Origin of the sequence: Streptomyces sp. NBC_00667 (assembly GCF_036226825.1) — a bacterium.
Classification (GTDB): domain Bacteria; phylum Actinomycetota; class Actinomycetes; order Streptomycetales; family Streptomycetaceae; genus Streptomyces.
Genome location: NZ_CP109022.1, coordinates 2,211,579 through 2,233,471, shown reverse-complemented (window position 1 = coordinate 2,233,471; position 21,893 = coordinate 2,211,579). Strand labels below are relative to the sequence as shown.

General features: G+C 73.5%; 19 protein-coding genes. 8 read left to right on the top strand and 11 right to left on the bottom strand.

What is annotated here, in order from left to right:
* The first annotated feature begins 55 nt into the window (after positions 1 to 55).
* Positions 56 to 451, top strand: coding sequence for a nuclear transport factor 2 family protein (locus OHA81_RS10525; RefSeq protein ID WP_329194910.1), 396 nt, complete (start codon positions 56 to 58; stop codon positions 449 to 451).
* A 126-nt stretch (positions 452 to 577) separates the two neighbouring features.
* Here the strand turns inward: OHA81_RS10525 and OHA81_RS10520 are convergent, their stop codons facing one another.
* Positions 578 to 913, bottom strand: a complete 336-nt coding sequence (locus OHA81_RS10520) for an antibiotic biosynthesis monooxygenase family protein (RefSeq protein ID WP_329194907.1) — start codon at positions 911 to 913, stop codon at positions 578 to 580.
* 121 nt (positions 914 to 1,034) lie between these two features.
* On the opposite strand from OHA81_RS10520, the gene OHA81_RS10515 reads away from it, so the two are divergent.
* Positions 1,035 to 3,077: a bifunctional glycosyltransferase 87/phosphatase PAP2 family protein gene (locus OHA81_RS10515; RefSeq protein ID WP_329194905.1), complete on the top strand. Its 2,043-nt coding sequence runs from the start codon at positions 1,035 to 1,037 to the stop codon at positions 3,075 to 3,077.
* A gap of 232 nt (positions 3,078 to 3,309) precedes the next feature.
* Here OHA81_RS10515 and OHA81_RS10510 read toward each other — a convergent pair whose 3' ends face one another.
* Entirely contained in the window at positions 3,310 to 3,684 is a 375-nt protein-coding gene (locus tag OHA81_RS10510) for a DUF6193 family natural product biosynthesis protein (protein WP_329194903.1), read from the bottom strand.
* 123 nt (positions 3,685 to 3,807) lie between these two features.
* Positions 3,808 to 5,058: a cytochrome P450 gene (locus OHA81_RS10505; RefSeq protein ID WP_329194901.1), complete on the bottom strand. Its 1,251-nt coding sequence runs from the start codon at positions 5,056 to 5,058 to the stop codon at positions 3,808 to 3,810.
* 241 nt (positions 5,059 to 5,299) lie between these two features.
* On the opposite strand from OHA81_RS10505, the gene OHA81_RS10500 reads away from it, so the two are divergent.
* Complete coding sequence (locus OHA81_RS10500) at positions 5,300 to 6,469, top strand: steroid 3-ketoacyl-CoA thiolase (RefSeq protein ID WP_329194899.1); 1,170 nt, start codon at positions 5,300 to 5,302, stop codon at positions 6,467 to 6,469.
* Between the two features lie 149 nt (positions 6,470 to 6,618).
* Here the strand turns inward: OHA81_RS10500 and OHA81_RS10495 are convergent, their stop codons facing one another.
* The 7 genes from OHA81_RS10495 to OHA81_RS10465 form a co-directional block, all read right to left on the bottom strand.
* The gene (locus OHA81_RS10495; protein ID WP_329194897.1) at positions 6,619 to 7,074 is read right to left on the bottom strand and encodes a transglycosylase SLT domain-containing protein; all 456 of its coding nucleotides are present in this window, start codon (positions 7,072 to 7,074) and stop codon (positions 6,619 to 6,621) included.
* Positions 7,075 to 7,412: 338 nt separating this feature from the next.
* Entirely contained in the window at positions 7,413 to 8,219 is an 807-nt protein-coding gene (locus OHA81_RS10490; RefSeq protein WP_329194895.1) for an ECF transporter S component, read from the bottom strand.
* The gene (locus tag OHA81_RS10485; protein WP_329194893.1) at positions 8,216 to 10,345 is read right to left on the bottom strand and encodes an ABC transporter ATP-binding protein; all 2,130 of its coding nucleotides are present in this window, start codon (positions 10,343 to 10,345) and stop codon (positions 8,216 to 8,218) included. Before OHA81_RS10485 ends, OHA81_RS10490 begins: the two co-directional genes overlap by 4 nt.
* Entirely contained in the window at positions 10,342 to 11,442 is a 1,101-nt protein-coding gene (locus OHA81_RS10480; protein ID WP_329194891.1) for an energy-coupling factor transporter transmembrane protein EcfT, read from the bottom strand. The genes OHA81_RS10485 and OHA81_RS10480 overlap by 4 nt, the downstream gene beginning before the upstream one ends.
* A gap of 128 nt (positions 11,443 to 11,570) precedes the next feature.
* Positions 11,571 to 12,212: an SCO2322 family protein gene (locus OHA81_RS10475; protein WP_329194889.1), complete on the bottom strand. Its 642-nt coding sequence runs from the start codon at positions 12,210 to 12,212 to the stop codon at positions 11,571 to 11,573.
* Positions 12,212 to 13,444, bottom strand: a complete 1,233-nt coding sequence (locus OHA81_RS10470) for a prenyltransferase/squalene oxidase repeat-containing protein (protein ID WP_329194887.1) — start codon at positions 13,442 to 13,444, stop codon at positions 12,212 to 12,214. The genes OHA81_RS10475 and OHA81_RS10470 overlap by 1 nt, the downstream gene beginning before the upstream one ends.
* A gap of 375 nt (positions 13,445 to 13,819) precedes the next feature.
* Positions 13,820 to 14,872: an MBL fold metallo-hydrolase gene (locus tag OHA81_RS10465; protein WP_329194886.1), complete on the bottom strand. Its 1,053-nt coding sequence runs from the start codon at positions 14,870 to 14,872 to the stop codon at positions 13,820 to 13,822.
* A gap of 218 nt (positions 14,873 to 15,090) precedes the next feature.
* Between OHA81_RS10465 and OHA81_RS10460 the strand changes: the two genes are divergently transcribed.
* Both OHA81_RS10460 and OHA81_RS10455 read left to right on the top strand, forming a co-directional pair.
* The gene (locus tag OHA81_RS10460; RefSeq protein WP_329194885.1) at positions 15,091 to 16,563 is read left to right on the top strand and encodes an aldehyde dehydrogenase; all 1,473 of its coding nucleotides are present in this window, start codon (positions 15,091 to 15,093) and stop codon (positions 16,561 to 16,563) included.
* Complete coding sequence (locus OHA81_RS10455) at positions 16,563 to 16,796, top strand: ferredoxin (RefSeq protein WP_329194883.1); 234 nt, start codon at positions 16,563 to 16,565, stop codon at positions 16,794 to 16,796. Before OHA81_RS10460 ends, OHA81_RS10455 begins: the two co-directional genes overlap by 1 nt.
* A gap of 1,028 nt (positions 16,797 to 17,824) precedes the next feature.
* Here the strand turns inward: OHA81_RS10455 and OHA81_RS10450 are convergent.
* Positions 17,825 to 18,448 (bottom strand): TetR family transcriptional regulator, encoded by a 624-nt coding sequence (locus OHA81_RS10450; protein ID WP_190182302.1) that lies wholly within the window; start codon positions 18,446 to 18,448, stop codon positions 17,825 to 17,827.
* Between the two features lie 227 nt (positions 18,449 to 18,675).
* On the opposite strand from OHA81_RS10450, the gene OHA81_RS10445 reads away from it, so the two are divergent.
* From OHA81_RS10445 to OHA81_RS10435, 3 genes are read left to right on the top strand one after another with little or no spacing between them, the layout of a single operon-like run.
* Positions 18,676 to 19,986 carry a glycosyltransferase family 4 protein gene (locus tag OHA81_RS10445; protein ID WP_329194880.1) on the top strand — a complete coding sequence of 437 codons (1,311 nt, stop codon included), beginning with the start codon at positions 18,676 to 18,678 and terminating at the stop codon, positions 19,984 to 19,986.
* Positions 19,987 to 20,040: 54 nt separating this feature from the next.
* Complete coding sequence (locus OHA81_RS10440; RefSeq protein WP_329194879.1) at positions 20,041 to 20,775, top strand: class I SAM-dependent methyltransferase; 735 nt, start codon at positions 20,041 to 20,043, stop codon at positions 20,773 to 20,775.
* Positions 20,772 to 21,881 (top strand): prenyltransferase/squalene oxidase repeat-containing protein, encoded by a 1,110-nt coding sequence (locus tag OHA81_RS10435; protein ID WP_329194877.1) that lies wholly within the window; start codon positions 20,772 to 20,774, stop codon positions 21,879 to 21,881. The genes OHA81_RS10440 and OHA81_RS10435 overlap by 4 nt, the downstream gene beginning before the upstream one ends.
* Positions 21,882 to 21,893: the final 12 nt, after the last annotated feature.

Here is a 21,893-nt window from a genome sequence, read left to right as displayed (position 1 = left end):
GTAAATCACTGAGGTCGGAATGCCGGCCAGAGTTCGATCAGAGGATGTGGGCGCCATGTCCGAACACCCTGACGCCGCCTTGGTCCGCCGTGGCTACGAGGCCTTCAACAGCGGCGACTTGGAGACGCTCGGCTCCCTCATGACGGCCGACGTCATCCACCACGTACCCGGCGACAACATGCTCTCCGGGCACCACAAGGGCCGCCAAGCCGTCCTGGACCTCTACCGCGCCTTCGGCGAGGAGACCGGCGGCACCATGCGGGTCGAGCTGCTGTCGGTGCTCGTGGACGGACGCGGCCACGCCATGGCCTTTTACAACACCCGCGCCGACCGCGCCGACCGCGGGATCGAGATCCACCAGGGCCTCTTCTTCACCATCGTCGGCGGCAAGATCAGCGACATCGACCAGTGCACCCAGGACATCGACGAGGAGAACACCTTCTGGGGCTGAGGGCCGGGCAAGAACCGCAAGGAGACGGCGGCCGCCCGCCAAGAACAACGGACAGCCGCCGCGCGCCAAGAACAACGGACGGCGGCCGCCGACCGGCCCCGGCCCCCAGCCCCTGGGGCCCGGGCCTCAGCCCTGGGGCTTGGGCGCCGCCTGCTGCACGACCTCGAACGACCACACCGACGAACCCGACGCGGCCGGCTTCGGCCGCTCACCGCCACCCGCACCACCGCCACCCTGGTGCGCCGCCTTCATCGGGCCCTCCATCCACGCCTGGAAGTCCTCCTCGGAACGCCACCGCGTGTACACGAGGTACTGGTCCGTGCCCTCCACCGGACGCAGCAGCTCGAACCACTCGAACCCGTCCGAACCCTCCACGGCCCCCGCCCGCGAGGCGAACCGCTGCTCCAGCACCTCCCGCTGCTCGGCGGGCACGGTCAGCGCGTTGATCTTCACGATGCTCATGCCCGCCATCCTAGGGATCCCGCGCGGGATATCGTCGTCCCCAGGTAATCAAGTGGTGCATGAAGCGCGGCAGCCAGGCGAAGTCAGGGTTGCGGTCAACAGGGCGGGAGGCCGGCGAGGCGTGGCTAACGCGGCGGAGCACAGGGGTGGACCCGGACATGCCGGGGTCATAGGCGATGGCGGAAGGCTCGGGGCGGCGCGCCTCCTGCTGTGGGCGCTGGCGGCGGTACTCGCCGTCAGACAGGCCGCCGTCGTACTGCGCGTCCCACCGGGGCAGTGGCTCAGCGCCTTCCACCTCCCGGGCAGCCTGCCCGGCTCGCTCTACGACAGCGGTTCCGGCCAGTTCACCGGCACACCCTTCGCCGGCCTGGTCCTCAAGCCGTTCGTCGGGTTCGCCGCGCCCTCGCTGGAGGTGGCGTGGACCTGCGTCACGCTCCTGTTCGTCGCCGCGATCGGGCTGGTGGCCGCCCGGGCGCTGCCCGACCCGGTGCCGCGCCGCACCGCGCTGCTGGCCGCGCCCGTGCTGGTCGCGCTGATGATGGTGTCGCTGCCCGTCCGCGAGGCCGCCTCGCCCGGGCAGACCGCCGTACTCCCCGTCCTGCTGGTGCTGCTCGCCGCCTTCCGGGTGCCCGCCGAGCGGCCGGCCGGGTTCCTCGTCGGCCTCGCCGCCGCGCTGCAGCCCGGGCTGCTGCTCTTCGCGCCGCTGCTGTGGCTGACCGGGCGCCGCGCCGGGGCCAGGGCCGCCGCCGTGACCTTCGCCGGTGCCACCGCGCTGTCCTGGGCGTCGCTGCCGCGCGACTCGTGGACGTACTGGGTGCACAACGTCGCCGGCACCGGCCTCGGCGGAGCCCCCGACAGCCTCGCCAACCAGTCCCTGCACGGCGCCCTGCTGCGGATCGGCCTGAGCGGCCCGGGCGAGATCGTCCTCTACGTCGCCCTGGCCGCCGCAGTCGTCTGGACCGGCCTGCGCCGCGCGGCCCGCTACGCCCGCGACGGGCAACTGCTGCTCGCCGCCGCGATCACCGGCTGCGTGGCCGTCGCCGTCTCCCCGGCCGGCTGGCGCCACCAGCTGCTGTGGGTCCTGCTCGCGGTCGCCGGGAAGGTGGGCAGGCGCGCCGCCGACCGCACCGTGTGGCCGGTGGCCGTGGTCCTGGCCATGACCCTGTCCGCGGACGTGCTGCTGCCGAACCTGGCCGCGCTGGCCCCCGTACGCGACAACGTGCTGCTCCTGACGGCGCTGGCCGCGGCCTGCGCCGTACCGTTCCTGCCCCGCTCGTCCCCGTACTGGCGCGAGCCCGTACCCACGGCCTACGGGCGGCCGGCCGCCGCCCGCTGGTCACGCGTGCCGCTGATGCCGTTCTGGCGACGCGTACTGTCGCGCCCCAACCTGTTGCTGGAGCTGCTGCTGATACGGGTGGGGTACTCGCTCTACTCGCACATCCGGGCCGCCGCACCCACCAGCCGCAGCCTCGCCGAGAGCAACGGCAGGCTCATCCACGGCATGGAGAAGGCGCTCGGCCTCGACATCGAGCACGCTGTGAACCACGCGGTGGTCAACGCGCCCCCGGTGAAGGCGTTCTTCAACTTCTACTACACCTCCTTCCACTTCGTGGTCCCGCTGACCATCCTGGCCGTCCTGTACTGGCGCCGCCCCGGTGACTACCGCTGGGCGCGGGCCTCGCTGGGCCTGGCCACGGTCCTCGCGCTCGTCGGTTTTTGGCTGTTCCCGCTCGCGCCGCCGCGCCTGATGCCCGACCTCGGGTTCGTCGACACGGTGCACGGGGTGCAGGACCTGGCGCACCCCCAGTACGGGGCGATGACCGCCATCTCCAACCAGTACGCGGCGATGCCCTCGCTGCACTTCGGCTGGTCGCTGTGGTGCGGGATCGTCATCATCGTGCTGGCGCCCAAGACCTGGCAGAAGCTGCTGGGGGCGCTGCACCCGCTGATCACGGTGTGCGCGATCGTCGCCACCGCCAACCACTGGGTGCTCGACGCGGTCGGCGGCGCCCTCGTCGTCGCCGCCGGGTTCGGGCTGGTCTACGTGCTCTCCGGGCCGCGCGGCGCGCTCGCGCCGGCCGACGTCAGCCTCAGCATGCCGCGCCCGCGCACGCCGGAGCGGATGGGCAGCGCCAACCCGTCCGGGGAGCGCACCAGCGCCTGACCCGCACACGGGCGCAGCGCAGGGCGCGTACATGCGGCCCGCGCAGGGCGTGCACATGCGGCCCGTGCAGGCGCGCGCGGCCCCAGGCGTTCCCCACGCGGCCCCCGCGCAGGCCGAAGGGGTGCCGGAGCACGGCATCGAGCCCGCTCCGGCACCCCTTAGATGGATCGCCGCGTCCGTCCAGGATGGGGCCGCAGCACCGCCCCCGCCACCCGGGACACCGCTCGACGTCCTACGCCTGCCCGTCCGCGGGCAGCTGCGCCACCACGAGTGCGATCGCGGCCTCGGCGGTGTCGGTCTCGCCGACGACCTGCTCCCCACGCGGGCCGCGCACCCGGAACCGGCCGTCGGGCAGCGGTTCGGCCGCCGGCACGTCGACGTTGAACGGCGGGCTCGTACGGGAGCTGAACCACAGGGTCCACTGCTTCGTGAACGGGTACAGCCGGCGCAGCCGCGGTTCGGCGGAGGCCGCCGCCAGCAGCGCCAGAACGCCCTGGCTCAGCGTCTTGGACTCGGCCCGGTCCCGCACCAGCCGCCACGTCAAGGGCATGCGCTGCCAGCGGGCTTCCACCGCGTCGGTGGCCCCGCGTTCCTCCTGAAGGTTCATCCGCGAAGTGTGCTGCCCCGACGCCGCAAGGACAACGGTTTCGCAGGTCACGAACCGGTAGACCAGCGGACGGCAGGGGCCGGGGCGTGGGCGGGAGCGGCCCCTGCCGCCCTGGATCACGGGTCAGCCGCGGCCGTGGCTGACCCGGAGCTCCTTGATCCCGTTGAGCCAGGCCGCGCGCAGCCGCCGCGGGCCGTCCCCGGCGAGGCGCAGGTCGGGCAGGGAATCGGCGAGCGCGTTGAAGATCAGGTCGATCTCCATCACGGCCAGGGACTTGCCGAGGCAGAAGTGCGGCCCGCCGCCACCGAACCCGAGGTGGGGGTTGGGGTCGCGGGTGATGTCGAAGACGTCCGGGTCCTCGAACACCTCGGGGTCGTGGTTGGCGGAGGAGTAGAACAGCCCCACCCGGTCGCCCGCCTTGATCTTCTGCCCGCCGAGCTCGGTGTCCTGGGTGGCGGTGCGCTGGAAGGACACCACCGGCGTGGCCCAGCGCACGATCTCCTCCGCCGTCGTCGACGGGCGCCTGTCCTTGTACAGCTCCCACTGCTCGAGGTGGGTGAGGAAGGCGTGCATGCCGTGGCTGATGGCGTTGCGGGTGGTCTCGTTGCCGGCGACCGCCAGCAGCAGCACGAAGAAGCCGAACTCGTCGGAGCCCAGGTTGCCCTGGCCCTCGGCGGCCACCAGCTGCGTCACGATGTCCTTGGCCGGGCACTCCTTGCGCGCAGCGGACAGGTTCATGGCGTAACCGATGAGTTCCATCGCCGCATCGGCGCCGACCTCCTCGGTGATCGCGTACTCCGGGTCGTCGTAGGCGATCATCTTGTTCGACCAGTCGAAGATGCGCGCGCGGTCCTCCTGCGGCACGCCGATCAGCTCGGCGATGGCCTGGAGGGGGAGTTCGCAGGCGACCTGGGTGACGAAGTCGAAGCTGCCGTCGGCAGAGGCGGACAGCGCCTCTTCGACGATCTTCCGCGCGCGGTCGCGCAGTGCCTGCTCCAGTCCGCGGATCGCCCGGGGGGTGAAGCCGCGCTGCACGATCTGGCGCACGCGCGTGTGTTCCGGCGGGTCCATGTTCAGCATGATGAGGCGCTGGGCATCAATGGCATCACGCCGGATGTGCTCGTTGAAGCGGATGATCGCCGTGTTGAGGGTGGAGGAGAACAGCTCCGGGTGCGTGGAGACGTACTTGACGTCCGCGTGCCGGGTGACGGCCCAGTACCCCTCGTCGTCGAAGCCGGTCACGCCCCGCCGCTGGGCGCACCACCACACGGGCGCCGTCCGCCGCAGCTGCGCGAACTCCGGGAAGGGGACGCGGGCGTGGAGGAGGTCGGGGTCGGTGGCGTCGAAGCCTTCGGGCAGCGCGGGACACGACATCGGGCGACTCCAAGGTCTGACAGCCCATCAGAAGATGGCTCGAAGGTAGTAACGAGTTCTAGAAGTGACAAGGGCCGCGGCGTCGGCTGTTGCGTGTGGAATCCGTGTAAGCCGCGTGCAAGACCCTTGCGTGCCGGGCCTGCGGGTCATAAGACTGCGCAGAGAAGTAGAACGCGTACTAGTTCAGGCGGGGCGCCGGGACGGCCCGCCGCGCCGGCACCGTGCAGGAGAGGACGAGCTCATGGCCGCGGAACCCGTCATCGTCGAAGCCGTACGCACCCCCATCGGAAAGCGCGGGGGCTCGCTCGCCAACCTCCACCCCGCCTACCTGCTCGGCGAGACGTACCGCGAACTGCTCGCCCGGACCGGAATCCAGCCCGACTGCGTCGAACAGATCGTCGGCGGCACCGTCACCCACGCCGGCGAGCAGTCGATGAACCCGGCCCGCAACGCCTGGCTGGCCATGGGCCTGCCCTACGAGACCGCCGCCACCACCGTCGACTGCCAGTGCGGCAGCTCACAGCAGGCCAACCACATGGTCGCCAACATGATCTCCGGCGGGGTCATGGACATCGGCATCGCGTGCGGCGTCGAGGCCATGAGCCGCGTCCCGCTCGGCTCGGGCTCCAAGCACGGCCCCGGCAAGCCCTTCCCGGACGAGTGGAACGTCGACCTCCCCAACCAGTTCGAGGCCGCCGAGCGGATCGCCCGCCGCCGGGGCCTGACCCGCGAGGACGTCGACCGGCTCGGCCTGCTGTCCCAGGAGCGGGCCGCGGCCGCCTGGGCCGAGGAGCGCTTCAAGCGCGAGACCTTCGCCGTGCAGGTGCCGACCACCGAGGCGGAGCAGGCGGCCGGCCAGGGCATGTGGCGACTGGTCGACCGGGACGAGGGGCTGCGGGACACCTCCATGGAGGCGCTGGCCCGGCTCAAGCCGGTCATGCCGACCGCCGTGCACACCGCCGGGAACTCCTCCCAGATCTCCGACGGCGCCGCGGCCGTGATGTGGGCCTCGCGCAAGATGGCCCGCGCCCTCAAGCTCAAGCCGCGGGCCAGGATCGTCGCCCAGACGCTGGTCGGTGCGGATCCGCACTACCACCTGGACGGGCCGATCGACGCGACGCGGGCCGTGCTCGGCAAGGCCGGGATGTCCCTGAGGGACATCGACCTCGTCGAGATCAACGAGGCGTTCGCCTCGGTCGTCCTCAGCTGGGCGCAGGTCTTCGACCAGGACCTGGAGAAGGTCAACGTCAACGGGGGCGGCATCGCGATCGGGCACCCCGTCGGCGCGACCGGCGCCCGGCTGATCACCACCGCGCTGCACGAGCTGGAACGGCGGGACAAGGAGTTCGCGCTGATCACGATGTGCGCGGGCGGCGCGCTGGCGACCGGGACGATCATCCAGCGGCTGTGACGGCGGTCGCCGAGGGGCGTACCGCCACTGAACCCATTGGGATGGGGAAAGCCGAAGGCCCCGGTGGCCGGCCTGGGGAGGCCGGCCACCGGGGCCTTCGCACACGCACCACTCAGGTGCGTCGTGCGGCGTCCGCTGCCACTGGCGGCTTAGTACCAGTGGTGCGACTGCCAGAAGTTCCAGGCGCCCACGGGGCTGCCGTAGCGGGAGTTCATGTAGTCCAGGCCCCACTTGATCTGGGTGGCCGGGTTCGTCTTCCAGTCGGAGCCCGCGGAAGCCATCTTCGAGGCCGGCAGGGCCTGGACCAGGCCGTACGCGCCGGAAGAGGCGTTCGTGGCGGTGTGGTTCCAGCCACTCTCGCGGGACACGATCTGGTTGAAGGCCGCGAACTGCGCCGGGTCCTTGATCATCTGGCGCGCGATGGCCTTGGCGTCCATCGGGGCCGCCTGGGCGGGAACCGTGGCGAGCATGGAGCCGGCGACGCCCAGGGCGAGGACGGAGCCCGCGAGGGTCTTCTTGGTGGCGGCGATGCGGCGGATGACGGCGTTGGACACGGAGGGAACCTTCCGAAGGGGACAAGGGCGGTCGCTGCATGCCGAAGACATGCGTGAGCCACTCACGCAAAGGAGAGGGGTTCGTCAGGCGGGGGGTGGGAACCCCTGCCGCCGTGGCGACATCACCCAGTTAGCCAGGTCCGGGCAGCCCTGGCAACGACCCCTGTTACTAGGCACTTTCATAGCGGGCCCCCTGTGACCCGGGTGCGCTCCGGCAGGGGTCCGCGCAGGTCAGGGCGGGTTTTGCGGGGGTCGAACGGGGGCCCGGGAGGCTACTAAAGAGCGCCGTATGTGACGTGGGTCCTGTGGGCCGCCTCACCCCGAAAGGGCCCGGATCTCACGCTGTGTGACCGGGCGTGCAACGAAATAGGGTGTGGTCGGGGCCACTTTCAACGCATATCGAAGCAAATCGGGGCATCGAACGCTGCTTTCCGCGTCGCCCGGCGGAGCGCTTTCAGCAGGGTCGTGCCGAGCGCGAGCGTCAGTACGACGGTCAGGGCGGCCCGGCCGAGGTCCCAGCCGACCGAGGTGGCGAGGCAGTACGCGAGGAAACGGGCCAGGTTCGCCGGCACCGGGTCGCCCGGGTGGAAGGAGATGCCCTGGCCCATGCCCTGGAGCAGCACCCAGCCCTGCAGGTTCATGACCGTGCCGTAGGCGAACGAGCCCACGCACCCGTACGCCGCGAGCATCCACACCTCGGCCCGCCCCCGGATCCGGCCGGGCCCCGGAAGCAGCCCGGCGCCCAGCGAGAACCAGCCCAGCGCCAGCATCTGGAACGGCATCCACGGCCCCACACCGCCCGTGAGCAGCGCGGACGCGAACATCGTCACGGAGCCGAGGACGAAACCGAAACCGGGACCCAGGACGCGGCCGCTGAGCACCATCAGGAAGAACATGGGCTCCAGGCCGGCCGTACCGGCGCCCAGCGGTCGCAGCGCGGCGCCCACCGCGGCCAGCACGCCCAGCATGGCGACGGCCTTGGAGTCCATCCCCTGGTCGGCGATCGTGGCGACGACCACCGCAACCAGCAGCGGCAGGAGCGCCGCGAAGAGCCAGGGGGCGTCCTGGGAGTGGGAGAGGCCGGAGCGGCCGTCGGCGAGCAGGGGCCAGCCGAAGGCGGCGATGCCGATGAGGGTGACGAGGGTCAGCGCGGCGGCGGCGCGGGGCCCGAGGGGCAGGGGGCGGGCGGCGGTCATGAGGGGCGGCCCTCCGGGGCCGTGGAGGCCTTTGCCGAAGGCTCCGGCGGCGGGGACAGGGCGGCGGCGACCTGGGACACCGTGAGCCAGTGGCCGGGCGCCAGGACCTTGGCCACCTGCGGGGCGAAGGCGGGGGAGGAGACGACCACCTCGGCGGTCGGGCCGTCGGCGACGACCTCCCCGCCGGCCAGGACCACCACGCGGTGGGCCAGCTCGGCGGCGAGCTCGACGTCATGGGTGGCCAGGATGATGGCGCGGCCGTCGGCGGCCAGGGCGCGCAGGAGCTCGACCAGTCGCGCCTTGGCGGCGTAGTCGAGGCCGCGGGTCGGCTCGTCGAGCAGCAGCAGGGCCGGTTCGCCGGTCAGGACCAAGGCGAGGGCCAGGACCAGGCGCTGGCCCTCGGACAGGTCGCGGGGGTGGGTGTCGTCGGCGACGCCGGGGAGGAGGGAGGTGACGAGGGCGCGGCAGGTGCCGGGGGCGGCGCCCGCGTCCGAGTCGGCGGCGGCGCACTCGGCGGCGACGGTGTCGGCGTACAGGAGGTCACGGGGGTCCTGCGGGACGAGCGCGACACGGCGGATCATCTGCGGGGGTGGCGTGCGGTGGGGGGTGAGGCCGCCGACGAGCACCTCGCCGGTGGTGGGGGCGAGGGTGCCGGCGAGGGCGGCGAGGAGGGTGGACTTGCCGGCGCCGTTGCGGCCCATGAGGGCGATGGTTTCGCCGGGGGTGACGGTGAGGGTGATGTCGTGGAGGACCTCGGCGCGGGCGCGGCGCAGGGTGAGGTGGGTGACCCGGGCCGGTTGCTCCGCCGGTTGCTCCGCCGGTTGCTCCGCGGGTTTCGTGGCGGGGTCGCGTCGGCGGAGGCGGGCCCAGAGGGAGGTGTGCGGCGCCGTCGCGCGAGCGGCCCCGGCTGCGCCGGGCTGTGCGGGGCTCCGCCCCGCGCCCCGCGCCTCAAACGCCGGCGGGGCTGGAAAACCGGCCTCGCGCGCCGGCGGGGCTGGAAAACCGGCTTCGCGCGCCGGCGGGGTGGGAGAACCGGCCTCGCGCGCCGGCGGGGCTGGAAAACCGGCCTCGCGCGCCGGCGGGGTGGGAGAACCGGCTTCGGGCGCCGGCGGGGTGGGAGAACCGGCTTCGGGTGTCGGCGGGGTGGGGGAACCGGTGTCGCGCGCCGGCGGGGCCGGGTGGGGGTGGGTCGGAAGCTGCGCCCCGGGCATCGGCGGGGTGGGAGAACCGGCCTCGGGCGTCCGCGGGGCCGGAAAACCGGTCACGAGGGCCGGGTGAAGCGTAGGTGCGGCCGGGGTAGGGGGCGGTGCCGCTGCGAGGCGGGCTTTGAGGGGGGCGGCGAGGCGGCGGGCGTCGCGGACGGAGAGCGGGAGCGGGGACCAGCCCGCGAGACGGCCGAGGGAGACGACCGGGGGGTGGACCGGGGAGACCGCCATGATCTCGGCCGGGCTGCCGAGGACGGGGGCCGCGCCCGGTGCGGCGAGGAGCAGCACGCGGTCGGCGTACTGCACCACCCGCTCCAGGCGGTGCTCCGCCATCAGCACCGTCGTGCCGAGGTCGTGCACCAGGCGCTGCAGGACCGCCAGCACCTCCTCCGCCGCCCCCGGGTCCAGCGCGGACGTCGGCTCGTCCAGCACCAGCACGCGCGGGTGCGGGGTGAGCACCGACCCGATCGCGACCCGCTGCCGCTGACCGCCCGACAGGGTGGCCAAGGGCCGGTCCCGCAGCTCGTTCAGGCCCAGCAGGTCCAGCGTCTCCTCCACCCGACGCCGCATCACCGCAGGTGGCAGCCCCAGCGACTCCATCCCGTAGGCCAGCTCGTCCTCCACCACGTCCGTCACGAAGTGGGCCGCCGGGTCCTGCCCGACCGTGCCCACCACGTCCGCGAGCTCCCGCGGCCGGTGCGTGCGCGTGTCCCGTCCCGCAACGGTGACCCGCCCCCGCAGCCGGCCGCCCGTGAAGTGCGGGACCAACCCGCAGACGGCACCCAGCAGCGTCGACTTGCCGACTCCCGACGGGCCGACCAGCAACGTCAGCTCGCCCTCCGGCACGGTGAAGTCCGCGTCCCGCAGCGCGGGGGCGCGGGCGCCCTCGTAGGTGACCGAGACCTGCTCGAACCGGATCACAGCGACGACGCCTCCTTCGGCGGTACGGGTGCCACGAGGGCGGGGAGCAGCCCGATGAGGATCGCCGCCGCGGGCCACAGCGGCAGCGCCGGGGCGACCAGCGGCACCACCCCCGGGCGCAGGCCCTGCGGGTCCGCCGCCCCGGCGTAGGCGAGCAGGGCCGCCACCGCCGCGCCCGACCCGGCGACCAGCCAGGCCCGGCCGCCCCACCGGTCGGGCCGGTACCGGGTGCGGACGCTGCGCCGGCCGCCCAGGCGCAGTCCGGCCAGGGCCAGGGCGAGGCCCATCAGGAGGACGGGCAGGCCGAACACGGCGCCCTCCGCCGCGAGCAGCCCGTACGTTCCGGCGCACATGCCGAGGAGTCCGCCGAGGGTGAGCGCGCTGGTGGTGCGGCGCACGGCGGGCGGGACCTGCGCGGTGCGGCCGTACCCCCGCGCGTCCATGGAGGCGGCCACCGCCACCGAGCGCTCCAGGGCGCCCTCCAGTACCGGCAGGCCGATCTGCAGGACGGCCTTCACCCCGCCGGTGGGGCGCCCGCGCAGCCGGCGGGCGGTGCGCAGGCGGGCCACGTCGGCCACCATGTTGGGCGCGAAGGTCATCGCGACGACCACGGCCACGCCCGCCTCGTACAGGGCGGCGGGCAGCGACTTGAGCAGCCGGGCCGGGTTCGCGAGCGCGTTCGCGGCGCCGACGCACACCAGCAGGGTGGCGAGCTTCGCGCCGTCGTAAAAGGCGAAGACCAGCTGCTCGGCGCTGACGCGACCGCCGAGACGGATGCCCTGCGCCCATGCGGGCAGGGCGACCTCCGGGAGGGTCACGAGGGTGTGCGCGCCGGGGACGGGCGAGCCGAGCAGGGTGGAGAAGACCAGGCGCAGGCCGATGACGACGAGCCCGAGCCGCAGGAACGCGCCGTAGGAGCGCGCCCAGGGCGCGGCGGTGCGGCGGGCGGCGACGACGTAACCGGCGACGGCGACGATCAGCCCGAGCAGGAGCGGGTTGGTGGTGCGCGAGGCGGCGGTCGCGAGCCCGAGCGCCCACACCCACCAGGCCCCTGCGTGCAGGGCGTTGCCCCGACGTGCCTCGGGAGCCCTGCCCAAGCCCCTTGCGTCGTACGCCGGCACGCGCGACCCCTCACCGGCCCCGCCCGGACCGTCCCCGGCCGGGGCCAGGTGGCCGGGTGCGGCGCCGTGCGGGGTGTCCGTGCGCGGGGCCCGCGGGAGCGGCGTCATCGGGAGCGGCGGCGGGACTGCCAGACGCCGGCCGCCGCGAGGGCGGCTACCGCCGCGGTACCCGCGAGCAGGCCCGCCGAGGGACCGCCGTCACCGCCCGGGGCGGCCTTCGGCTCCTGCCGCGCGCCCTCCGCGAGCGGCTCCCCGCAGCCCTGCCCCGGGTAGCCGGAGATCGCGCACAGCAGCGCCGCGCTGTTGTAGCGCAGCGGCTTCGCCACCGAAGCCAGCGCCTCGGCGGTCGTGGCGTCCGGGGCCACCTGCGCGCAGGCGGTGCGCGGTCCGGCCTGCGGCGGGGTCTCACCGGAGGGCGAGTCCTGCGGGAGCCCGAAGTCGATGACCAGGGCCACCCGCTTCTTGCCCTCCACCGCCGGGGTGCCCGCGCAGACCGCCGCGAAGTCGGCGTCGGCCCGCGGCCGGGACGCCCGGTCCCCGGCGTCCTTGCTCACCGCGAAGCGGAAGCCCTCGACGGTTCCGTCCGCCGGACGGGCCGCCGTCCCCTGGGTGGCGTACGTCCAGGGGCCCTTCGCGCCGCCGTCCCAGAACGACCAGTAGCGGTAGCTCGACGCCAGCGCCGGGGACGCGGCCAGGAGGGTGAGGAGGACGCCGAGGGCGGCGGCGAAAACGGGCAGCCGGCGCATCAGACCTGGTTCTTCTTCCGGCGGCCGCTCAGCAGGAAGCCGATGCCGACGCCCGCCGCGGCGCCCGCGCCGATCATCCAGCCGATGTTGCCGGAGCCGTCCTCGTCCTTGTCACGTGCGGGCATGGCGCCCGTCGCCGGCGTCTGCGGGGCCGGGCCCGTCGCGTTCAGCGCCGCGATCAGGTCGGTGCCGCCGAAGGCCCGCGGGTCGGTGCCCGTCGCGTGTGCGGTGAGGACCAGGGTGCCCAGCGCCGCCGGGTTGCCCTTGGCCCACTGCGCCGAGTTGCCCTTGAGCCACTCCAGCGCGCCCGCCGCCGACTGCTTGTGGCCGGCCGCGGCCAGGGCGATGACGGCGTCGGCGGTGTTGCCGGTGTCGGGGGTGGGCTGGTCGGCGCCCGGGGTGGCGGCCGTCAAGTGGCCGTCCTTCTTGAGGGCTTCGGCCAGGTACCCGGCCGCGCCCTCGGCGGCGGCCGCGGGGTCGGGTGCGCCCGCCGGGCAGGCCGGGGCGGCCGCGGGGGTGTCCGTGGAGGCCGGGGCGACGACGGCGCCCTTGCCGAGGCCGGCCAGGGTCGCGGCGGCCGTCGCGTCGGCGTTGGCGGGGAGCTTGCCGTCGGTCGGCTGGTACCCGAAGGCACCCCGGTCGGAGGCCGGTTCGGCGTCGCAGCCCAGCCGGAAGGAAAGCAGGCCGTCGTACGCGGACTTGCCCGCCTTCGACGTGACGTCGGCCGGCTTCTCGCCCGCCACGGCCAGCGCGCTGATGACGACGGAGGTGGAACTCGCCTCGCTCGGGGAGCCCGGGACGTACGCCCAGCCGCCGTCCTCGTTCTGGACGGACTTGAGCCAGTCCACGCCCTTCTTGACCTGGGCGTCGTGGCCGCCGAGCGCCTTGAGTGCCTGCACGGCCACCGCGGTGGCGTTGGTGTCCAGCGGCGTCGCCGGGTCGCACGCCTTCGTCGCGTCCGCGCGGAAGGAGGCGAAGCCGCCGTCGGCGCACTGCTGGCCGCTGAGCCAGGCGATGGCCTGCGGGGCGGGGCGCAGACCGACCGTGTGCTGGGCGAGCAGGGCGAACGACTGGCGCCAGACACCGTCGTAGGTGGGGTCGGCCTGGCCGAACAGACCGGAGGGGATCACCGGCGCCGGGGAGGGGGAGGGGGCGGCGAGTGCGGCGGGAGCGGCGCCCAGGCAGAGCACGGCGGAGGCGGCGAGCGCGGCTGCGCTGCGGCGGACGTTCATGGCGGGGCGGGTGCCTCTCGTGCTGGGGGAGCGGGGGCAGGCACACGCGGGTACCGGGCTCCGGCTCCGTATTCCTCGACGGTGCCGGCCGCCGGGGGCCCGGCGGCACGAGCCGCGCACTCCCGGCGGGGCATCCCGGCTTCCCGCCCCCGGCGGCGCCGGTGCGGGTCACGGTTGCGGGTCAGCGCCGGATTCGCACCGGCTTGCCCCCGTACGGAAGTGTGGACGACGGCCTTACTGTACCGGCCCGGGTCCGGCCCCCCGGGGGCCGCCTGCCCGGGGTGCAACTGAGGAGCGCCCCTTACCCGGCGCCGGGGCCCGGGGCGGCGCACCGCCCGGGTGCCGCGCCCTGGGCGGCACACACCGGCCGGTACGTCACACCGCCCGGTACGTCACCGGGTCCGTGCCCGGCACCGCTTCCGCCCTGCCCTGTTTCACCAGCCGCCGCAGGTGCGCTTCGGCTTCGGAGACCGCGATGTTCCGGGACCCGTACGGGATCTGCTCCCAGGGCCGGTTCCACTGCATCCGCTCGGCGAGCCCCCACGGGGTCAGCGGCTCGGCGAGCAGCTCCCGGAGCCCGTCCAGCCGTTCCTCGTGGTGTGCCAGCAGCTCCCGCACCCGGGCCGGGGCGTCGGTGAAGGGGTGCTGGTGGGCGGGGAGCACCTCGGCCGGGCGGAGGCGGCCGACGCGTTCGAGGGAGTCGAGGTAGTCCCCGAGCGGATCGGTGACCCGCTCGTCCTGCGGGTTCTCGTACAGCCCGATGTGCGGGGAGATGCCGGGCAGGAGGTGGTCCCCGGAGAAGAGGCGGCCGTTGCCGGGGAGGTCCGCCGGGTGGGCCTCCTCCAGGTGCAGGCAGACGTGGCCGGGGGTGTGGCCGGGGGTCCAGATCGCGCGCAGCCTCCGCCCGGCGAGGGGCAGCAGCTCGCCGGGGACGATCTCCCGGTCGGGGACGGCGGCCCGCAGCCCGGGCAGGGTCCGCATCCGGCCGCTCGCCCGGGCCGCCCGCAGCGGGGCGATGTGCTCCTCGGGGGCGCCGGCGGTGACCAGCTTCTCGCTCATGTAGTCGAACCAGACGCCCGGTTCGGCGGACCGGGTCCGTACGACGACTTCGGTGTCGGCGGCGTGCATCGCGATCCAGGCGCCCGACGCCTCCCGGACCCGCCCCGACAGGCCGTGGTGGTCGGGGTGGTGGTGGGTGATGACCACGCCGTGGAGGCCGGTGACGGGGATGCCGAACGCGGCGAGGCCGGCCACCAGGGTGTCCCAGGAGTCGGGGTCGTCCCAGCCGGTGTCGATCAGGACGGGCCCGCGGTCGGTGTCGAGGACGTGGACGAGCGTGTGCCCGAGCGGGTTGTCGGGGATGGGGACCTTGATGCTCCGCACGCCTCCGCCGTGGTCGGTGACCTGAGGTGGGGCGAGGGGCGTCATGCGGACTCCAGGGGACGAGAACGTGGAACGGGTGCGGAACGGGAGCACGGAACGAGAACGTGTTGCATTGGTCGCCCCAGTCCACCATCCGGGTACGGGTTCTGACTAGTCGTCGGATCCGCGCCCCGGCTGTTGCGTGCGCGCCGTGGACTCCTGCAACTAGAACTGGTATCAGTTCTGGGACGCCCAGCCCGCTGGTAGCCGCAGGAGGCCTTGCCATGACCGAGCTCGTGGAACACGGACAGCTGTTCATCGGCGGGCAGTGGACGGATCCGCTGGGCGACGCCACCATCTCCGTCGTCTCACCCCACACCGAACAGGTCATCGGCAGCGTCCCGCACGCGAGCGCGGCGGACGTGGACCGCGCCGTCGCCGCCGCCCGCAAGGCCTTCGACGAGGGGCCCTGGCCCCGGATGACCCTGGAGGAGCGGATAGCCGTCGTCTCCCGGATCAAGGACGCCATCGCCGTCCGGCACGAGGAGATCGCGCGCTCGATCAGCTCCCAGAACGGGTCCCCGTACTCCTGGAGCGTCCTCGCCCAGGCGCTGGGCCCGATGATGGTCTACGACGCCGCGATCACCGTCGCGCGCGACTACCGGTACGAGGAACACCGCCAGGGCGTGCTCGGGCCGATCCTGGTGCGGCGCGAGCCGGTGGGGGTCGTCGCCGCCGTCATCCCGTGGAACGTCCCGCAGTTCGTGGCCGCCGCCAAGCTGGCGCCCGCGCTGCTCACCGGCTCGGCGGTGATCCTCAAGCCCTCGCCGGAGTCGCCGCTCGACTCCTACATCCTGGCCGACATCGCGCGGGAGGCCGGCCTGCCGGAGGGCGTGCTGTCGATCCTGCCCGCCGACCGGGAGGTCAGCGAGTACCTCGTCGGGCACCCCGGCGTGGACAAGGTCGCCTTCACCGGTTCGGTGGCGGCCGGCAGGCGCGTCATGGAGGTCGCCGCGCGCAACCTGACCCGGGTCACCCTCGAACTCGGCGGCAAGTCCGCCGCCGTGATCCTTCCGGACGCCGACCTGGAGTCCACCATCGCCGGGATCGTCCCGGCCGCCTGGATGAACAACGGGCAGGCCTGCGTGGCCCAGACCCGGGTCCTCGCGCCGCGCAGCCGCTACGGGGAGGTGGCCGAGGCCCTCGCCGCCGCCGCGGCCGCGCTGGTCGTCGGAGACCCGCTGGACCCGGCGACGCAGCTCGGGCCGCTCGTGGCGCAGCGGCAGCAGCAGCGCTCGCTGGACTACATCCGGATCGGGCAGGAGGAAGGCGCCAAGGTCCTCACCGGCGGCGGCCGCCCGGCGGGCCTGGAGCGGGGCTGGTACGTCGAACCCACCCTCTTCGGGGACGTCGACAACTCGATGCGGATCGCCCAGGAGGAGATCTTCGGCCCGGTGGTGTGCCTGATCCCCTACGGGGACGAGGCCGAGGCGGTACGGGTCGCCAACGACTCGGAGTTCGGCCTCAGCGGCAGCGTCTGGACCGGCGACGTGGAACACGGCCTCGACTTCGCCCGCGCCGTCCGCACCGGCACCTTCAACGTGAACACCTTCAGCCTGGACATGCTGGGGCCGTTCGGCGGCTACAAGAACAGCGGCGTGGGCCGGGAGTTCGGGCCCGAGGGGCTGAGCGAGTACCTGGAGCACAAGATGATCCACCTTCCGGCGGGGTACCAGGCCCCGGGGACCGGTGCCTGATGGGTGACCGCTGGCAGGTGGAGGTCGACCGCGGGGTGTGCATCGGCTCGGGCATGTGCGTGAACCACGCCCCGGCGGGCTTCACCCTCGACTCGGCACGCCAGTCCCACCCCCGCGAGCCGGAAACCGACGCGAACGAGCTGCTCCTGACGGCGGCCGAAGGCTGCCCGGTGGAGGCCATCACGATCACGCTGCTGACCACGGGGGAGGCGGTGTTCCCGCCGGAGGAGTAGGGGCGGGGCTTCGGGGGGCGGGGTTTCGGGGGGCGGGGTGTCGGCCGGGGTGCTCGGCCCGCTGGGCGGGGCCGGGGGGCGGGGTGTCGGCCGGGGTGCTCGGCCCGCTGGGCGGGGGTTGCGGGGGCGGGGTTTCGGCCGGGGTGCTCGGCCTGCCGGGCGGGGTTGCGGGGGCGGGGTGTACACCGGACGGGATCAGAGAGGGCATGGGGGGTTCCCGTCAGTCCGATCGTCTCTCCGCGTCGGGCCGGTCCCTCAAGGGCGCTCCTTCGTCGCGTCGCTTCGCGATGGCCTTCGGCCACCCTTGACCGACCGGCCCGCCACGGATCAACGAAGACTGCCGGGAACCCCCCAAGAGAACGATCACCGGGCAGAGACCCGGAGGAGCGGCCACGTCAGCGATCCGAGGCGGGGTCCCCGCGCATCAGATCGCTACGCGCTCCTCCCGTCCCGGCGTCCGCAGACCGTCTGGGGCTGGACATAGGCCGCCAATTCGGGCATGTGGTGCGGGCGGTGGGCGTCTGCGGGCGGTGAAGGGCTCTTGTCGGAGTCTGATGCCGGATTTCTCCACCTCAGGCTCCGACAGGAGGCCGGGCGGCCCGCAGTCGCAGTCCGGGGCGGCTGGAGGGGGCCGTGGGCGGCCTATGTCCAGCCCAAGACGGTCCGGAGACGCTGGGACGGGGGGAGCGCGTAGCGATCTGGCGCGGTATCCAGGAGTGGGGCCCCTGCAGCTGTGAGGGGGATGGGCAGAAAGCAGGCACCGGCCCGTTCCTCTGGGGGTTTCCCGTCAGTCTTCGTTGATCCGTGGCGGGCCGGTCGGTCAAGGGTGGCCGAAGGCCATCGCGAAGCGACGCGAGCGCAGCGAGCGCCCTTGAGGGACCGGGCCGACGCGGAGAGACGATCGGACTGACGGGAAACCCCCATGCCGTCTCTGAGCCGGTCCGGTGAACACCCCGCCCCCGCAACCCCGCCCGGCGGGGCGAGCACCCCGGCCGAAACCCCGCTCCCGCCCCCCGCCTACGACGCGTTCAGGCCCTTTCCGGCGCCGTCAGGTCGATCAGGCGGCAGACCGTCTCGATGTCGATCTTGACCTGGGCGATCGAGGCGCGGCCCGAGAGCCAGGTGATCAGAGCCGAGTGCCAGGTGTGCTCGATCACCCGGACCGCCGAGAGCTGTTCCGCCGTCGGCGCGGACTCCAGGCCCATCGCGTCCAGGATGATCGCCGTCGTCAGTCGCGAGACCGTGTCGACCTCCGGGCTCACGCTGCGGTCCGCGAACGTCAGGGCGCGCACCATCGCGTCCGCCAAGTGCGGCTCCCGCTGCAGGGCCCGGAACGCGCGCATGAGGGTCTCCGCGACGCGGGCCGCCGGGTCCTCGGCCGCCGGGGGCCGTTTGCGCAGCGTCGTGTGCATGTGCTGGAGCTGGTCCTGCATGGTGGCCACCAGCAGGTGGACCTTGGAGGGGAAGTACCGGTACAGGGTGCCCAGCGCCACGCCCGCCGCCTCCGCGACCTCGCGCATCTGGACCGCGTCGAACCCGCCCCGGCCGGCCAGCTGCGCGCTGGCGTGCAGGATCCGCCGGCGGCGCGCCTCCTGGCGCTCCGTCAGGGGCGGGGACGCCGGTGTGGTCACGGCCTTCGCTTCCACTGTCATCTGTCCTGTTCCAAGGCGTTCCGTGTCGTTGGCGGGGCTGCTCGCGCCGGGTTCGCCCGTCAGCATGTCAGCCGCCGGAGCCGTGGCGTGAATCACCTGCTCCGCCTCTTACGGTGTGGTTTCCGGCCGGTAGATTCAATGCTCTTCGACGGATCAAGTCTGAAACTTGTTCTACATTATGCGAGCGGTTACGCTCCGGCGAAAGTGCAGGGAGAAGGGGGCCGAGAGTGACCGCAGAGGCCATGGTGACGAGCCCTTTCGCGGGTTCCGTCGCCGACGGCGACCGCCCGTTGCGCATCGCACTCCTCACCTACAAGGGGAACCCGTTCTGCGGTGGCCAGGGCGTCTACGTCCGGCACCTTTCGCGCGAGCTCGTACGGCTGGGCCATTCGGTGGAAGTCATCGGCGCGCAGCCCTACCCGGTGCTCGACACCGGCGCCACCCTCACCGAGCTGCCGAGCCTGGACCTCTACCGCAGCCCCGACCCGTTCCGCACTCCGGGACGCGAGGAGTACCGGGACTGGATCGACGCCCTTGAGGTCGCCACCATGTGGACCGGCGGCTTCCCCGAGCCCCTGACGTTCTCCCTGCGGGCCCGCCGCCATCTCGCCGCGCGCGCCGGGGACTTCGACGTCATCCACGACAACCAGACCCTCGGCTACGGCCTGTTGGGCGAGCTGGGCGCTCCTCTCGTCACCACGATCCACCACCCCATCACCGTGGACCGGAAGCTGGACCTGGCCGCCGCCAAGGACCGCAAGAAGCGCCTTTCCGTCCGCCGCTGGTACGGCTTCACCCGCATGCAGGGCCGCGTGGCCCGCCGCCTGCCGTCGGTGCTGACCGTCTCCGGCTCCTCCCGGCAGGAGATCGCAGAGCACCTCGGTGTGCGCGACGAGCGCATCCACGTCGTCCACATCGGCGCCGACACCGACCTGTGGTCGCCCGACGCCTCGGTGGCGGAGGTGCCCGGGCGGATCGTGACGACCTCCAGCGCCGACGTGCCGCTCAAGGGGCTCGTCCACCTCGTCGAGGCGCTCGCCAAGCTGCGCACCGAACGACCCGACGCCCACCTGGTCGTCGTCGGCAAACGCGCCGAGAAGGGCCCGGTCGCCCGCGCGATCGAGACGTACGGGCTCCAGGACGCCGTGCGGTTCGTGAAGGGCATCACCGACGCCGAACTCGTGGACCTGGTGCGCAGTGCGCAGGTCGCCTGCGTGCCCTCCCTCTACGAGGGCTTCTCGCTGCCGGCCGCCGAGGCCATGGCCACCGGTACGCCGCTCGTCGCCACCACCGGCGGGGCGATCCCCGAGGTCGCCGGCCCCGATGGGGAGACCTGCCTCGCCGTGCCGCCCGGCGACGCGGGGGCACTGGCCGCCGCGCTGGGCCGGCTGCTGGGTGACGAGCGGCTGCGCGCCCGCCTCGGCGCCGCCGGACGCGAGAGAGTCCTGGCCCGGTTCACCTGGGCGAAGGCCGCCGAGGGGACCGTGGTCCACTACCGGGCCGCCATCGAGCAGGCCCGTTCCCGTCGCTCGCGCTGACACCGTTTCGACCCACCACCCGTACACCCCCGCGACCCGCGAAGGCAGGACCCCGTGCTGACCGTCGATTTCTCCCGGTTCCCGCTCGCCGCAGGCGACCGTGTGCTCGACCTGGGCTGCGGCGCAGGCCGGCACGCCTTCGAGTGCTACCGGCGCGGCGCCCAGGTGGTCGCCGTGGACCGCAACGGCGAAGAGATCCGCGAAGTCGCCAAGTGGTTCGCCGCCATGAAGGAGGCCGGCGAGGCGCCCGCGGGCGCCACCGCCACCGCCATGGAGGGCGACGCGCTGGCCCTGCCCTTCCCGGACGAGTCCTTCGACGTCGTCATCATCTCCGAGGTGATGGAGCACATCCCCGACGACAAGGGCGTCCTCGCCGAGATGGTGCGCGTGCTCAAGCCCGGCGGCCGCATCGCGGTCACCGTGCCGCGCTACGGCCCCGAGAAGATCTGCTGGGCGCTCTCCGACGCCTACCACGAGGTCGAGGGCGGCCACATCCGCATCTACAAGGCGGACGAGCTGCTCGGGAAGATGGAGGCCGCGGGCCTCAAGCCGTACGGCACGCACCACGCGCACGGCCTGCACTCCCCGTACTGGTGGCTCAAGTGCGCGTTCGGCGTCGACAACGACAAGGCGCTGCCGGTGAAGGCGTACCACAAGCTCCTGGTCTGGGACATCATGAAGAAGCCGCTGGCGACGCGCCTCGCCGAGCAGGCCCTCAACCCGGTCATCGGCAAGAGCTTCGTGGCGTACGCGACCAAGCCGCACCTCCCCCTCGGCGCGGCGCAGTGAGCACTCCCGGACGCACCGAACACCTGGTCCTGGACGGCGTGCTGACCGCCGAGCAGGCGGCGGGCACGGTGGCGGGGATCCTCGCGGCGCAGCGCGCCGACGGGGCGATCCCGTGGTTCCGCGGCCACCACCTGGACCCGTGGGACCACACCGAGGCCGCGATGGCGCTGGACGCGGCCGGGGAGCACCGGGCCGCGGAGCGGGCGTACGAGTGGCTGGCGCGGCACCAGAACGAGGACGGCTCCTGGTACGCGGCCTACGCCGACCGGCCGGACGGGGTGGACACCGCCGAGCCGCAGGACGCGAGCCGGGAGACCAACTTCGTCGCGTACATAGCGGTCGGGGTCTGGCACCACTACCTGGCCACGGGCGACGACCCGTTCCTGGACCGCATGTGGCCGGCGGTGTACTCGGCCGTGGAGTTCGTACTGGCGCTGCAGCAGCCGGGCGGCGAGATCGGCTGGAAGCGGGAGGCGGACGGCACGCCCGTCGGTGACGCGCTGCTGACGGGTTCCTCCTCCATCCACCAGGCGCTGCGGTGCGCGCTGGCCATCGCCGACCACCGCGGGGACCCGCAGCCGGACTGGGAGCTGGCGGCGGGCGCGCTGGGGCACGCGATACGGCGGCACCCGGAGCGGTTCCTGGACAAGTCGCAGTACTCGATGGACTGGTACTACCCGGTACTGGGCGGCGCCGTCACCGGCGCCGAGGCGAGGGCGCGCATCGAGGAGCGGTGGGACGAGTTCGTGGTCCCCGGGCTGGGCGTGCGGTGCGTGCTGCCGAACCCGTGGGTGACGGGCGGGGAGTCCTGCGAGCTGGCGCTCGCGCTGTGGGCGATCGGGGAGTCGGACCGGGCGCTGGAGATCCTGCGCTCGATCGGGCACCTGCGCGCCGACAACGGCATGTACTGGACGGGCTACGTGTTCCAGGACGAGGCGGTCTGGCCGGTCGAGCAGACGACCTGGACGGCGGGCTCGCTGCTGCTGGCCGTCGCCGCGCTCGGCGGCGACGAGGCGACGGGCGAGGTCTTCGGCGGCCTCTCGCTGCCCGCCGGTCTCGAACCGGACTGCTGCGGCCGGGAACAGGACCAGACCCCGGCCGGCTGAGGGGCCTCGGGC